This is a genomic window from Sphingomonas sp. 320_CC, from assembly GCF_059691795.1.
The window spans coordinates 373,320-387,228 of the sequence record NZ_JCAWAE010000003.1; the positions used below are offsets into that span (position 1 = coordinate 373,320).

9 protein-coding genes and 1 pseudogene are annotated in these 13,909 nt (G+C 63.2%); 7 read left to right on the forward strand and 3 right to left on the reverse strand.

Going from position 1 to position 13,909, the window contains the following annotated elements:
* Positions 1 to 3 precede the first annotated feature (3 nt).
* The 3 genes and pseudogenes from AC59GX_RS13185 to kduD all read left to right on the forward strand — a co-directional run.
* Positions 4 to 1,272: pseudogene (locus AC59GX_RS13185) on the forward strand (exo-rhamnogalacturonan lyase family protein); the annotation flags it as partial.
* Between the two features lie 110 nt (positions 1,273 to 1,382).
* On the forward strand, positions 1,383 to 2,225 hold the full coding sequence (gene kduI, locus AC59GX_RS13190; protein WP_497301855.1) for a 5-dehydro-4-deoxy-D-glucuronate isomerase: 843 nt from the start codon (positions 1,383 to 1,385) through the stop codon (positions 2,223 to 2,225).
* A gap of 117 nt (positions 2,226 to 2,342) precedes the next feature.
* The gene (kduD, locus tag AC59GX_RS13195; protein WP_497301857.1) at positions 2,343 to 3,098 is read left to right on the forward strand and encodes a 2-dehydro-3-deoxy-D-gluconate 5-dehydrogenase KduD; all 756 of its coding nucleotides are present in this window, start codon (positions 2,343 to 2,345) and stop codon (positions 3,096 to 3,098) included.
* 463 nt (positions 3,099 to 3,561) lie between these two features.
* Here kduD and katG read toward each other — a convergent pair whose 3' ends face one another.
* The gene (katG, locus tag AC59GX_RS13200; protein ID WP_426281445.1) at positions 3,562 to 5,787 is read right to left on the reverse strand and encodes a catalase/peroxidase HPI; all 2,226 of its coding nucleotides are present in this window, start codon (positions 5,785 to 5,787) and stop codon (positions 3,562 to 3,564) included.
* 267 nt (positions 5,788 to 6,054) lie between these two features.
* Here katG and AC59GX_RS13205 point away from each other — a divergent pair, with 267 nt between their 5' ends.
* The 3 genes from AC59GX_RS13205 to AC59GX_RS13215 all read left to right on the forward strand — a co-directional run bounded on the left by AC59GX_RS13205 (position 6,055) and on the right by AC59GX_RS13215 (position 10,799).
* Positions 6,055 to 7,620, forward strand: coding sequence for an amino acid permease (locus AC59GX_RS13205; RefSeq protein ID WP_426281444.1), 1,566 nt, complete (start codon positions 6,055 to 6,057; stop codon positions 7,618 to 7,620).
* 283 nt (positions 7,621 to 7,903) lie between these two features.
* Positions 7,904 to 8,260: a hypothetical protein gene (locus AC59GX_RS13210; protein ID WP_056488936.1), complete on the forward strand. Its 357-nt coding sequence runs from the start codon at positions 7,904 to 7,906 to the stop codon at positions 8,258 to 8,260.
* A 163-nt stretch (positions 8,261 to 8,423) separates the two neighbouring features.
* Positions 8,424 to 10,799 (forward strand): hybrid sensor histidine kinase/response regulator, encoded by a 2,376-nt coding sequence (locus AC59GX_RS13215; RefSeq protein ID WP_497301859.1) that lies wholly within the window; start codon positions 8,424 to 8,426, stop codon positions 10,797 to 10,799.
* A gap of 228 nt (positions 10,800 to 11,027) precedes the next feature.
* Here the strand turns inward: AC59GX_RS13215 and AC59GX_RS13220 are convergent, their stop codons facing one another.
* Positions 11,028 to 11,915: a LysR family transcriptional regulator gene (locus tag AC59GX_RS13220; RefSeq protein WP_497301861.1), complete on the reverse strand. Its 888-nt coding sequence runs from the start codon at positions 11,913 to 11,915 to the stop codon at positions 11,028 to 11,030.
* 106 nt (positions 11,916 to 12,021) lie between these two features.
* Here AC59GX_RS13220 and AC59GX_RS13225 point away from each other — a divergent pair, with 106 nt between their 5' ends.
* On the forward strand, positions 12,022 to 12,888 hold the full coding sequence (locus AC59GX_RS13225) for an SDR family oxidoreductase (protein ID WP_426281439.1): 867 nt from the start codon (positions 12,022 to 12,024) through the stop codon (positions 12,886 to 12,888).
* 401 nt (positions 12,889 to 13,289) lie between these two features.
* Here the strand turns inward: AC59GX_RS13225 and AC59GX_RS13230 are convergent, their stop codons facing one another.
* Positions 13,290 to 13,445: a hypothetical protein gene (locus AC59GX_RS13230; RefSeq protein ID WP_426281438.1), complete on the reverse strand. Its 156-nt coding sequence runs from the start codon at positions 13,443 to 13,445 to the stop codon at positions 13,290 to 13,292.
* Between the last annotated feature and the right edge of the window lie 464 nt (positions 13,446 to 13,909).

Consider the following 13,909-nt stretch of genomic DNA (forward strand, 5'->3'; position numbering starts at 1 on the left):
TTGATGGCGAGCCCCGAACACCTCCACGCCGCGCACGTGTTCGGCGATTGGGGCCTGCCCGATCGCTCGACGCCGAACCGCACCGCGATCGAGAACCAGCTCGACAATTTGATCGATTTCTACGCTGGTGAAGTGGACCGCCGGTCCTGGTACGGATTCTGGAACCACGGCGACATCATGCATACCTATGACAGCGACCGGCATCGCTGGCGGTACGACATCGGCGGGTTCGCGTGGGATAACAGCGAACTCTCGCCCGACCTCTGGCTCTGGTATTCGGTCCTGCGCACCGGCAACGCGCAGGCGTTCCGCTTTGCCGAGGCGATGACTCGCCACACCGGCGAGGTCGACGTGTATCACGGCGGTCGCTTCGCCGGCATGGGCACGCGCCACGGCGTCCAGCACTGGAGCGACAGCTCGAAACAGCCACGCGTCAGCAACGCCAGCTATCGCCGCATCTTCTATTACCTGACCGCGGACGAGCGCGTCGGCGACCTGATGCGCGACCTGCTCACCTCCGACCAGACGCTCCAGCAGGTCGAGATCGGGCGGAAGGTACCGGGGGCGAAGAAGCCGGTATTGCCGACGGGAACGATCGAGATGACCTTCGGCACGACCTGGTGCCCGCTCGCTGCGGCGTGGCTGACCGAATGGGAGCGGACCGGCGACTCCCGCTGGCGCGACCGGATCGTCGCCGGGCTCGATAGCATAGGGCGGCTGCCGCACGGCTGGATGACCGGCAGCGCGCCGTTCGATCTCGCCTCGGGACGGTTCGTCGACCAGAACCGCGGTATCCGGCTCTCGCATCTGAACGCGGTATTCGGCGCTGTCGAGGTGAGTTCCGAACTGATCCGCCTGCTCGATGTGCCGCGCTATCGGACAGCCTGGCTCGACTATTGTCGCTGGTACAACGCGCCCCAGGCCGAATATCTGGCGAAGTTCGGCGCACCGTTCGGCCCACGCAACCTCCGCGAGGCGCATTCGCGGCTCACCGCGTACGTCGCGCACGAAACGCAGGATGCGACACTCGCTGCCCGAGCGGCGGGCGAATTCCTGTCTGTTGATGCGGGGCTTGGTACATGGCCGACCGATCCGCGGCATACCGAGGGGCACGTCACCGAATGGCCCGGCGTTTCGACCAACGCGTCCGCGCAATGGGGTCTCGCCGCGATCCAGTGCATGGCGCTGATCCCCGAGGCGCTCGACCGCGCGACCATCCAATCGCCGGAGACATTGGGCAAACGCCGTCTTGGCGACGCCGGACGCGATTGATTTGAAAATCCCGTATTGTGGTCACTTGCGCCAAAATATGCGGAGCGGTATCGGTTCTATTAACTGAGGTGTCGCTTCCGGCATCCATCTCTCGGCCATCGGAGTCCCGCATGTACGACCGCACTTATTACGCCACGCACCCCGACATGATGGAGTGCGTCTCTAACGACGAACTGCGCGACCGATACCTGATCCAGGACCTGTTCCGCGACGGTGAGTGCGTGCTCAACTACACCCATGCCGAGCGTTTCGTTATCGGCGGCGTCGCCGTCGCAAGCGGCTCGGTGAAGCTGCCCGACCAGGCCGAGCCGGCATCGGCTGCAGGGCACCCGTTCCTCGAGCGTCGCGAACTCGCGGTCGTCAACGTCGGCAAGGTCACGGGCACCGTCACGGTCGACGGCGAGACGTTCATGCTCGGCAACAAGGATTGCCTGTACGTGACGATGGGCGCCAAGGACGTGCAGTTTTCCGGCGACGGCGCGCGCTTCTATCTGGCGTCGTGCCCGGCGCACAAGGCGTTCACGACCCGCGTGATCTCGGTCGGTGATGCGACGACACTGGAGCGCGGCAGCCTCGAGGACTCGAACGAGCGGACGATCTACCAAATGGTCATTCCCGGGATCTGCGACAGCGCACAGCTGGTGATGGGCCTCACGGTGTTGAAGCCGGGCAGCGTCTGGAACACGATGCCGCCGCATATCCACGAACGTCGCAGCGAGATCTATTTCTACTTCGAGCTCGACGATCTCGAGACGGATCGCGTGTTCCACTACATGGGCGAGGGCGAAGCGACCCGCCACATTGTGATGGCGAACGAGGAAGCGGTGATCAGCCCGCCCTGGTCGATCCACATGGGTTCGGGGACGAAGGCGTACGCGTTCATCTGGGCGATGGCGGGCGAGAACCAGGATTATACCGACATGAACGTCCTGGATATCTGCCAGCTGGCGTAACTTCTGCTCCCCTCCCGTTAACGGGAGGGGTCGGGGGAGGGCGTGTCCACGAGCGTTGGTCCGCATTTCCCCTCCCCTAGCCCCTCCCGCAGGCGGGAGGGGAATGAGAGAGAAAGCATGACAAACCCCTTCGATCTCACCGGCAAGGTCGCCATCGTCACCGGCGCGAACACTGGCATCGGCCAGGCGATCGCCCTCGCGCTCGCGACCGCCGGCGCGGACGTCGCCTGCGTCGGTCGTACGCCTGCCGAAGATACCCTCGCGCAGATTCGCGCGCTCGGACGGAAAGCGGAGATCGTGTCGGCCGACCTGTCGACGATCGAACCGGTCCAGCGCGTCGTCGACGAGACGGTGGCCAAGCTCGGCGGTCTCGACATCCTGATCAACAACGCCGGCATCATCCGCCGCGCCGACGCGGTCAACTTCACCGAAGCCGACTGGGACGCGGTGATCGACACCAACCTCAAGTCGGTGTTCTTCCTGTGCCAGGCGGCCGGTCGCCACATGATCGCGAACGGTGGCGGCAAGATCGTCAACATCGCCTCGATGCTGACGTTTCAAGGCGGCATTCGCGTGCCGAGCTATACTGCATCGAAGTCGGGGATCGGCGGCCTCACCAAGCTCCTCGCGAACGAATGGACGGCCAAGGGCATCAACGTCAACGCGATCGCACCGGGATACATCGCGACGAACAACACCGCTGCACTCCAGGCGGACGAGACCCGCAACCGTTCGATCCTCGACCGCATACCGGCAGGCAAATGGGGTGACGCGAGCGATCTCGGCGGTGCGGCGGTGTTCCTGTCGTCGGCGGCAGCCAACTACGTGCAAGGCCACATCCTTGCCGTCGATGGCGGCTGGCTCGCACGGTGATCTTCAACTCATCGTCGAGAATTGCGAGACGTTAGGGTTCCGTCTCCTCCCGAGCCTTTGCCGAGAGTTATAAGATTTAGCGCGAAATGCTCATACGGACTGCGCCGTGAGCTAAGGCATCCGCGTAACTTTGGTTGGGTCGATGAGCTTTACCAGGAACCTGTCAAAATCGGCTTCTCTGGCTGGCGCTGTCACGATCACGCGATCCGTCTGTCTACCGCCGAAACGGGTGACTTTGGGCGTTCCTGAAGTGGCGTGACGAATGCGATCATCTTCGCGAAGATCTGATAACCGGCGCTTTCGCAGACCGCCTCGCATACGTGTGTAGCGCAATGGCCCCAGACGACGAGCGAGGGCGGGTACCGTGTAATTGCCTATGAACTACATAGGCCAGTCATAGCTAAGCCGTGGTGTTCCGGAACATTGTCCGACCCACCACGGCTTATATTCATGTCACCGAAGTTCAGGTCGCCTGGTTTGACGAAACAGGCTTGGCCGTGACGTCGAAACGATCGGCGTTCATGACCTTGACCCACGCCTTGACGAAGTCGCGAACGAACTTCTGCTCGTGGCCGTTCTCGGCATAGACTTCGGCCGTCGCGCGCAGCTGCGAGTTCGAGCCGAAGATCAGGTCGGTACGGGTCGCCTGCCACTTCTTCTCGCGACCACCACGATCATAGCCGATGAACTTCTCGTCGCTCGACGTGTCGACCAGATCCCAGAAGGTGTCGTTGTCGAGCAGGTTGACGAAGAAGTCGTTGGTCAGCTGGCCCTTACGCTCGGTGAGGATGCCCTCGGGCGCGTCGCCGAAGTTCGCACCCAGTACGCGCAAGCCACCGACCAGCACGGTCATCTCCGGCGCGGACAGGCCGAGCAGCGACGCCTTGTCGAGCAACAGCTCCTCAGTCTTCACCGGGTGACGCGTCTTCAGGTAGTTACGGAAGCCATCAGCCTGCGGCTCCATCCACACGAAGCTCTCGACATCCGTCCACTCCTGCGTGGCATCGCCGCGTCCACCGAGGAACGGCACCGAAACGTCGTGACCGGCATCGCGCGCCGCCTTCTCGACCGCTGCCGAACCGGCAAGCACGATCGCATCGGCGAGCGACATATCGCCGCGCAGTTCGTTGAGCTTGGCCAAGACCTTGCTCAGCTGCTCTGGCTCGTTGACCGGCCAGTCCTTCTGCGGGGCGAGCGCGATGCGCGCACCGTTCGCACCACCGCGGTGGTCCGACCGGCGATAGCTCGATGCCGACGCCCAGGCGGTCTTGACCAGCTCGCCGATCGTCAGCCCGCTCGACAGCACGGCGTCCTTGAACGCAGCGGCGTCGGCGTCCGACGGCGCGGTGCCCTCGGGAACCGGATCCTGCCAGATCAGCGTCTCTTCCGGAACCTCAGGCCCGAGGTAGCGAACCCGCGGACCCATGTCGCGGTGCGTCAGCTTGAACCAGGCGCGTGCGAACGCGTCGTCGAGCGCCGACTGATCGTCGCGGAAACGCAGCGCGATCTCGCGGAACTCGGGGTCCGTCTTCAGTGCCATGTCGGCGGTGGTCATCATCGTCGGCACGCGCTTGTTGGGATCGCGTGCGTCGGGTGCCATGTCCTCCGGTGCCGGGTTGACCGGCTGCCACTGCTTTGCGCCGGCCGGGCTCTCGGTCAGTTCATAGTCGTACTTGAACAGCAGGCGCAGGTAATCGCCGGTCCACTTGGTCGGGTTGTTCGACCATGCGCCCTCGATGCCCGAGGTCGTGATGTGGCCCTGGCCGATCTCCTCGCTGTCGGTCAGCCAGCCGAGACCCTGCATGTGCACGGATTCCGAAGACGGAGCCTTGAAATGCGGGGCAGGCTTGGCGCCATGCGACTTGCCGAACGCGTGGCCGCCGGCGGTCAGCGCGACGGTTTCCTCGGAGTTCATCGCCATCCGCAGGAACGTCGCCTTCATGTCGCGTGCCGACAGGAGCGGGTTCGGATCACCGCCCGGGCCTTCCGGATTGACGTAGATGAGACCCATCTGGATCGCAGCAAGCGGGCCTTCGAGCTCGGGCATATCCTCGCTGATGCGCGTCTGCGCACCCTCGTTGACCCAGAGCTCCTCAGCGCCCCAGAACGTGTCGCCCTCGGAGGCGAAGACGTCCTTGCGGCCGCCGGCGAAACCGAAGACCGGTCCGCCCATGCTCTCGATCGCGACGTTGCCGGCGAGGATGAACAGATCGGCCCAGCTGATGTTCTTGCCGTACTTCTGCTTCAGCGGCCACAACAGGCGACGTGCCTTGTCGAGGTTGCCGTTGTCCGGCCACGAGTTGAGCGGCTCGAAGCGCTGCTGGCCCGACGACGACCCGCCGCGACCATCGGTCACGCGGTAGGTGCCGGCGGCGTGCCACGCCATGCGGATCATGAACGGGCCGTAGTGACCGTAATCGGCAGGCCACCAGGACTTGCTGTCGGTCATCAGTGCGGTCAGGTCCGCCTTCAGCGCGCCATAGTCGAGCTGCTGGAACGACTCGGCATAATCGAACTCTTCGCCCATCGGGTCGGGGGAGACGCCATGCTGATGCAGCATGTCGATCGGCAGCGCATCCGGCCACCAATCCTTGTTCGTGCGACCCAGCAGCGAGCGGGCCTTGACCTCGCCGCCGCCATTGGGGCCCATCGGGCAACCGCTGCTCTTGGGCTGTTCGTAATCGGCCATGTCGGCGTCCTCTCTCAATCAGTGTTACCTGCGTGATCGGAAGATGCAGGAAATGACCGACATTTGTCCAATCGATTATTCGGATACGATTGATGACAGCAGTCGATCACCAACACTGGCCTTGTGTCGCGTAACGGAGCGTAGGGCAGCTGTGTGAATGGCACGGGCTTCGAAACGCTAACCCCCTAGAAAGTAGGAAGATTGCGTTGTCCCGGTTGGTCGCTGCGCTTAGACGCGTTGGCTGGCTTATCTGACCCCGGGGGAAATATGGCAACCAAGGCCGCGAGGGGCATCGTCGAGCGCATGTTCGCGCGCAAATCCATTGCGCAGGTGCAACGCGAAACCGCGGCGAGCGAGCTGAAGCGAACGCTGGGCAAATGGAACCTGCTGATGCTGGGCATCGGCTGCATTATCGGCGCGGGCATCTTCGTGCGCACCGGCTCGGCGGCCGCGCTGCATGCCGGACCGGCGGTGCTGCTGTCGTTCGTCGTGGCGGGTATCGTCTGCGCGTTCGCCGGGCTGTGCTATGCCGAGCTGTCGTCGACGTTGCCGGTGTCGGGGTCGGCCTACACCTATGGCTACACGACGCTCGGCGAGTTCGTCGCTTGGATGATGGGTGCGCTGCTGATGCTCGAATACGGGCTGGCGGCGTCGGTGGTGGCGGTCGGGTGGTCGGGCTATGTCGTCAGCCTGCTGGGCGATTTTGGCGTGCACATTCCGCCGCAGTTCACCGGGCCGGCCGGTTACCCGCTTATGCGGGGCGGCGTGCCGGTGCTGGTCGACGGACACCCTGTGACGACGATCTTCAACCTGCCGGCGTTCCTGATCTGCCTCGCACTTGCCGCGCTGCTGGTGCGGGGCGTAGCGGAATCGGCCAAGGTCAACACGATCATCGTAGCGATCAAGGTCGGCGTGCTGGTCGCCTTCATCGCGGTCGGCGGCGCGATCGTGCTGTCGCACTTCAACGAACTGGTCGCGCGCAACTGGACGCCGTTCATCCCCGCCAGCCAGGGCGACGGCAAGTTCGGCGTCGACGGCGTGATGCGCGCCGCCTCGATCGTGTTCTTCGCCTATGTCGGTTTCGAGGCGATCTCGACGGCGGGGCAGGAAGCGAAGGATCCCAAGAAGGACATGCCGTTCGGGATCATCGGGGCGCTGGTCGTCTGCACGCTGATCTACATGCTCGTGGCAGCGATCATGACCCTGCTGGTGCCCTATACCGCGCTCAACGTGCCCGATCCGGTCGCTGTGGTAGTCGACAGTTTCGGCCCGACCTGGAGCTGGCTCGCCAAGCTCATCAAGATCGGCGCGATCATCGGCCTGACGTCGGTGGTGCTGGTGCTGATGTACGGCCAGACTCGGATCTTCTACACGATGGCGCGCGACGGCCTGTTGCCGCGGGTGTTCGCGACCGTGCATCCGACGTTCAAGACGCCCTATGTCAACACGGTCCTGGTCGGCGTCATCACCGCGGTGGCGGCGGGGTTCTTCGACATCAACGTGCTCGGTGACATGACTTCGGTCGGGACGCTGTCGGCGTTCTCGATCGTCTGCCTGTCGGTCATCTATCTGCGCCGCGCCGCGCCAGACTTGCCGCGTGGCTTCACCGTACCGCTGTATCCGGTTGTGCCCCTGCTGGGCATCGCGTCGTGCGTCTACCTGATCACGACGGTGCCGATGAAGGTCCTGATGTTCTTCCTCTGGTACCTGGCGGGCGGGGTGGTGCTGTATTTCGCCTATGGCATCCGCCACTCGAACCTGCAGCGCGGCGAGTTGCAGGATGAGGCTCCCGACATGGGCGAGTATGTCGCACCGGTCGGGGAGCAGCCCTGAGCCTTTTCAGGGGGCTGTCTTCAGAGGGTTTGGCGTCCGACCTGGACGAAAGCGCGGGGCAGGGGCGGACAGGTGCGGACGATCTGGTCGGGCTGTTGATATATCAGCCTGTCGGTCGAGGGGATGAGAACACTTGACCGTGATGGCTGCCAAATGTGTAGGGCGCGTGACCACCTTGAACCGGTCGCGGACGCGCCCACTCCTCCTTCGTCTTGAACCGTCGCAACCACCACGTCGTGTAGGTGTTGTTTGTGAAGAGACGCGAAGATCGGAGTGCCGTGGGGTGATCGATCATGACGAAGCTGCCGATCTGGCGGCGTTCATGCTGGCCTTCCGGCGCAGCCGTACCGAGGAACTTCCCGCATCGCTGTTCGGCGAACCCAGCTGGGACTTTCTTCTCGAACTGTTCATTGCCGACGCGCGCAGTGTCCGCATGACCGGGCGAGACATCAGCGAGTTGCACCGCATTCCAGCCGCAGTAGCATCCCGTTGGCTCCTGCATTTGACCGCCGAGGGCCTGATCGTCGGCGATGGCACCGGTGATCTCGACGATCCCCTGACGTTGTCGGGCGCCGCGATAGGAAAAATGGAACGCCTTCTGTACAAAGCCAGCATGCTGAAACACCGCGTATCCGAATAGCGGCATACGCGGCAAAGTCGCAAAGCCGCAGCTCGAACCCGCCCGAGGTCGGGCGCGTTATGGAACGATCGGAGCACCTCAATTGCGTAGGTAATCAGGTGCGATTTGCACTGTGTTCGGCAGTTGGTAAATGGCTGGAATAGATCGGCGCGCTAAGGACGTTATGACAGATCGGACCGAGAATGCGGTTAGCGTCGAACAGCGCTTGCGCGAGAGCGAAGCCCGCCTCCGCCTCCTGACCGAAGCGAGTTCGGACGTCCTCTACCGAATGAGTCCGGACTGGGGAGAGATGAAGGAGCTCGACGGCGGCGGCTTCCTGCCGAGCACGTCTTCGTCGAAGCCGAATCGTTCGTGGTTGCTGTCCTATATTCCCGAGACCGATCACGCCGCGGTGACCGCAGCCATCGATGACGCGATCCGGCTCAAGACGACGTTCGATCTCGAACATCGCGTCGTCCGTTCGGACGGCACTGTCGGCTGGACGCAGTCGCGCGCCGTTCCGCTGCTGGGCGCGGCAGGCGAGATCATCGAATGGTTCGGAGCGGCAAGCGACATCAGTGCCCGGCGCGATGCAGAGGCCGCTCTTCAAGCGAGCGAGGCGAAGTTGCGTAAGCTGAACGCGACGCTCGAGCGGCAGGTCAATGAGCGTACGGCCGAGCGCGACCGCATGTGGGACACCTCGCCCGATCTTCTCGTGGCGGTCGACTTCGACGGTATGTTCCGCCGGGTCAATCCGGCCTGGACCACGGTTCTTGGCTATGAGCCCGACGAGCTGATTGGACACCATGTCAACGAGTTCGTCGTCCCGAACGATCATGACAAGACGGTCGACGCCTATGAGACGGCCGCGGCGGGGAACCAGCTGAGAATCGAAAACCGGTATAGGCACAAGGATGGCTCGAACCGCACGATCTCATGGGTCGCCGCACCGGCTGGTGACATCACCTACGCTACCGGCCGCGACGTCACGGCCGAGCGCGAGATGGAGGCGAGGCTGCACGACGAGCAGGATTTCGCGCGCCTCGCCCTGTCGGCCGTGGGGGGCGTCGGCGTGTGGACCTACGACGTCGCCACCGACCTCTTCTTTTGCGACGCGGCGGTCTCGGCGTTGTACGCACTCGACCCCGAGCGCGGTGCCGCCGGCCTGCCTCGCGAGGAGTTCCTCGCCAACGTTCATCCGCAGGACCGTATTTCGCTGCAGAAGACAATGTCTGGCGGTCTGCAACGCTCGGGAGATCTGGAGCTAGAATATCGATTGGTTCATCCGGACGGATCGGTCCGATGGGTGCTGTCCCGTGGACACACCTATTTCGACGAGAACGGCAAACCTGTCCGGCGAACCGGCGTCGATATGACCGGGCAGCGGCAAATCGAAGATCAGCTACGCCAAGCACAGAAGATGGAAGCGGTCGGCCAGCTTACCGGTGGTCTGGCGCATGACTTCAACAACCTCCTTACCGGCATGATGGGCAACCTGGAGTTGCTCCAGTTGCGCCTGGAACGTGGCAAGCTCGACGACGCCGAGCGCTTCATCAACGCTGCCCAAGGTGCCGGACGGCGGGCCGCTTCCCTGACGCAGCGGCTGCTCGCGTTTTCGCGTCGGCAGACGCTCGATCCCAAGCCAACCGACGTCAATCGCCTGATCGCGGGAATGGAGGATCTGCTGCGCCGGACGGTCGGGTCGACCGCCAATATCGAGGTGGTGGGCGCGGCCGGGCTGTGGCCCGCGATGATCGACGCGACGCAACTCGAAAGCGCGATTCTCAATCTCTGCATAAACGCACGGGACGCCATGCCCGAAGGCGGGCGGATCACGATCGATACGGCGAAGACATCGCTGGACGATCGCGCGGCTCTGGAGCGCGACCTGCCGCCCGGCCAATATCTGTCGGTCTGCGTCACCGACACCGGCACGGGCATGTCGCCGGCAACGATCGAGCGCGCCTTCGAACCCTTCTATACGACCAAGCCGATTGGTCAGGGCACCGGGCTCGGTCTTTCGATGATTTACGGTTTCGCTCGCCAGTCGGGTGGACAGGTGAGGATCTCCTCCGAGCTGGGGCAGGGAACCACGATCTGCATCTATCTTCCTCGCTATGCGGGCGATGCCTTGCCGAGTGATCAGGAAGAGGCGATCGCATCCGCTGCCTTGGCTAGCGGCGAGACGATCCTGGTGGTCGATGACGAATCGACGATCCGACATCTCATCGACGAGGTGCTCGACGAGCAGGGATATACCGTGATTGGCGCAGCGGATGGCGCAGCAGGCATCAAGGTGTTGCAATCGGGTGCCAAGATCGAGCTGCTGATCACCGACGTCGGCTTACCCAACGGCATGAACGGGCGGCAGGTCGCTGACGCGGCGCGTTCTCTCCGCCCTGACCTGAAGGTGCTCTTCATTACCGGCTATGCGGAGAATGCGGCGGTCGGTAACGGGCATCTCGAACCCGGGATGGCGTTGCTCACCAAGCCTTTCACGATGCAAGGGCTGGCAGCCAAGGTTGCGGAGATGATCGGGAGTTCTTCGTCATCAGCGTAGTTGAGCGGGCGAAGTGCAACAGGCGCGCGCGCCTTGCTCCCGTAGACAAGCTCGAACAGGGGGCATGATCAGGTCTATCAGGCCTTGCGCGTTTTCTAGCGTCCCCACCGCCATAGCGATAAAGTAGGAAAGCGACTGCTAAGGTATCCGGACGTCTACGTCCTGCCTCATGCAACAGCGTAACGCATCTCTGATTGGGATCGAATTGGGAGCATGTCGATGCCGGCCTTACCTCTTTAGATAGGCAGCGAGTTCTTCTGGTGCGGCCCGCGGGAAGGAGTTTCTCAGAAAATCCAGGAAGGCGGATACGCGAGCGTTAAGCAGCCGACGCGTTGGGTAGAGCGCCCATAACGCAATCTCAGATTTCGCAACGTTGCCCCAAGGCACCAGCCGCCCGCAGTCAATATCCTCGCTGACGAGCGATAATGGCAGCTTGGTCACGCCGACCCCGGTACGCACTGCATCGCGGATCATGATCAGCGATGACAGGCGCAGCACAGGGTTGACCGCGATCTCGATAGGGCCGCCCGTCGTGTCGACGGTCCAGCTTCGCTCAGGGTCGTTGCCGCGCACCACGGCGGGCATGATCCCCGCTGCCAACCGCACCATGCCGGGACCAGCCACCACCACCAGTCGGTCATGCAGGAAAGGACGACCGACCAGCGTATCGTCTGGCGCGGGATTGACCCGAATGACGAGATCGTAGCCCTCTTCGATCATGTCCACCATTCGGTCGTCCGTGGTCACTTCCAGGCGAACATCCGGGTAACGGCGGATGAATTCCGCGGCCAGCCGACCCATGGCCGTCTGCGAGAACAATAGCGGCGCGCTGATCCGCAGCCGCCCGCGCGGCGTCTCGCCACCCGAACCGATCGCGACGGCGGGCTCCTCCAACTCGGCGAGCAATGGGCCAGTACGGGCGAACAGCGCCCGGCCTTCTTCGGTCAGCTTCAATGTTCGTGCACCACGCTCGAACAGGCGCACGTCGAGCGCGGCTTCAAGTTCGGAAACGCGTCGCGACAACGTCGCCTTGGGGCGGTGGCTCGCACGCGCCGCTTTTCCGAACCCCTCATGGCGGGCGACAAGAGTAAAGTCGGCTAGCGCAAGCAGATCCATAAGCGTTCCACTGGTGAGACGGCGCGTCCAGATTGCACGTCTATTCGTTTGCGGATGGATCACGCATCTTCGGTTCGTCAGCAAGACAAATCGAAGGAGTAACCCAATGACCATTCTCGTGATTGGTGCAACCGGCCGTGTCGGCCGCCATGTCGTCGACCAGCTCGTGAACCGCGACGCCCGTGTTCGTGTCCTGACGCGCGATACTGCGAAGGCGGATTTCCCGGCCGACGTCGAGGTCGTCCAGGGAGACCTGCTCGACATCGATGGGCTGCGTGCCGCTTTCGTCGGCGTCCGCACGCTGTTCCTGCTCAATGCCGTGACCGGCGACGAGTTTACCCAGGCGTTGGTAACCCTCAACGTTGCGCATGAGGCGGGTGTCGAGCGGATCGTGTACCTGTCGGTCTTCGACGCTGACCGGGCGGTCAACGTACCGCACTTCGCAGTCAAATACGGTGCCGAGCGGATGCTCGAAGCAATGGACTTCAGCGCGACCATTTTGCGCCCAACCTATTTCATCGACAACGAGGTGATGGTGAAGGACGTGATCTTGCAGCACGGCGTCTATCCAATACCGATCGGCGGCAAGGGCGTCGCCATGGTCGACGCGCGCGACATAGCCGAGCTCGCCGCACTAGAGCTGATCCGTCGGGATGAGGCACCGGGCAAACTGCCGATGACAACGATCAACGTCGTCGGCCCGGAGACGCTCACCGGCGACCAGATCGCCGCGATCTGGTCCGACGTGCTTGGCCGGCACGTGGTGTACGGCGGTGACGATCCGAGCGGGTTCGAGTCCAACATGGCGACCTTCATGCCCAAGTGGAGCGCCTACGAAATGCGCCTGATGGCCGAGCGCTACGTCAGCGACGGCATGATCCCGAAGGAAGACGACGTCGAGCGTCTCACGACACTGCTGGGCCGTCCACTGCACACCTATCGCGAGACTGCCGAGGCACTCGCCGCTGGCTAGCAGCGAGTGCATGCCTCGAACCTGGCGATGCGCCTTTTTGTGCAAACGCACTGTGACCGTTGCGCGGTTGGACCATGAAAAGGCCACCGCCCGGTTTCAAGGTAGGCGACAAACGCTCCATGTTCGCGGCACCGACCGCGTCAACGACAAGCTCCGCATCGTCGATAGCATCCTTGGCCGCATCCTTGGTAGAGTCGACGAAGCGGTAGCAGCTGGTGCATCAGCTCCCCGTCCTTGGTCGATGCGACGGCGACCACCTGCGTCCCCTGCCATCTGACAAGCTGGACGAGGCGGTCGCCGACCCTATCGCAGGTGCCGTCACTACCCCCGTCTTGCCTTCGAGCGGCACGGCTCCTGGTGAAACGCCTGGAATAGATCGGGTGCGTCGTGTCCTGCCTCGATCAGGACTTCCAAGCGATCAGCAGCGATACAGGTGTGGCCGCGGCGTCGACGTGATCGATACCCACAAGCTTGTGGGTCAGCGCTGTAGCCCACGGCCTGATATACTGAGGATGTGCCACGCTGCCTTTCATCAGGTCTTTCTGGACGCGCACCATCGAGAACACCTCGTCCCGATCTTGCACGCCGCCAGGTCGTCAGCGATCGCCAGGACGAGCCCAGCACATCGGTGTCAATCACGATCGCGAACATAGGATGCGGCTGCCACTTCGCCGGTAGCGCTCGATAACGGACCAGTGGGCAGGGCCCGGGTGAGCGAGATTGTCGTCGATCGCACCGACGGAGATGGGCTGCCGGTCCGGGCACGGAGCGGGTTGGTCGAGCCGATCGATGCCCGCGTCACGCGGTTGCTGGGGCTTGCGCTGGGGCTGAAGCTGGCCCTGTCAGTGAATTGGTTCGCACCGCAGTTGGCTAATGGACGCCTCGTTCGGGTAAACGGGTTTCGCCTCTGCGCGGCTTCGTGTCGATACCTTCTACGTCGATCCCATACTCGCAACTGCGCGGCCGATGTTTCGTCTGAAACTCAAATGATGTTTCTCCGCCAAACCCGCGGACCTAAGCA

Coding starts and splice junctions, on each gene's coding strand:
- kduI (WP_497301855.1), top strand. CDS start 1,383: ATGTACGACCGCACTTATTACGCCACGCACCCCGACATGATGGAGTGC.
- kduD (WP_497301857.1), top strand. CDS start 2,343: ATGACAAACCCCTTCGATCTCACCGGCAAGGTCGCCATCGTCACCGGC.
- katG (WP_426281445.1), bottom strand. CDS start 5,787: ATGGCCGATTACGAACAGCCCAAGAGCAGCGGTTGCCCGATGGGCCCC.
- AC59GX_RS13205 (WP_426281444.1), top strand. CDS start 6,055: ATGGCAACCAAGGCCGCGAGGGGCATCGTCGAGCGCATGTTCGCGCGC.
- AC59GX_RS13215 (WP_497301859.1), top strand. CDS start 8,424: ATGACAGATCGGACCGAGAATGCGGTTAGCGTCGAACAGCGCTTGCGC.
- AC59GX_RS13220 (WP_497301861.1), bottom strand. CDS start 11,915: ATGGATCTGCTTGCGCTAGCCGACTTTACTCTTGTCGCCCGCCATGAG.
- AC59GX_RS13225 (WP_426281439.1), top strand. CDS start 12,022: ATGACCATTCTCGTGATTGGTGCAACCGGCCGTGTCGGCCGCCATGTC.
- AC59GX_RS13230 (WP_426281438.1), bottom strand. CDS start 13,445: ATGGTGCGCGTCCAGAAAGACCTGATGAAAGGCAGCGTGGCACATCCT.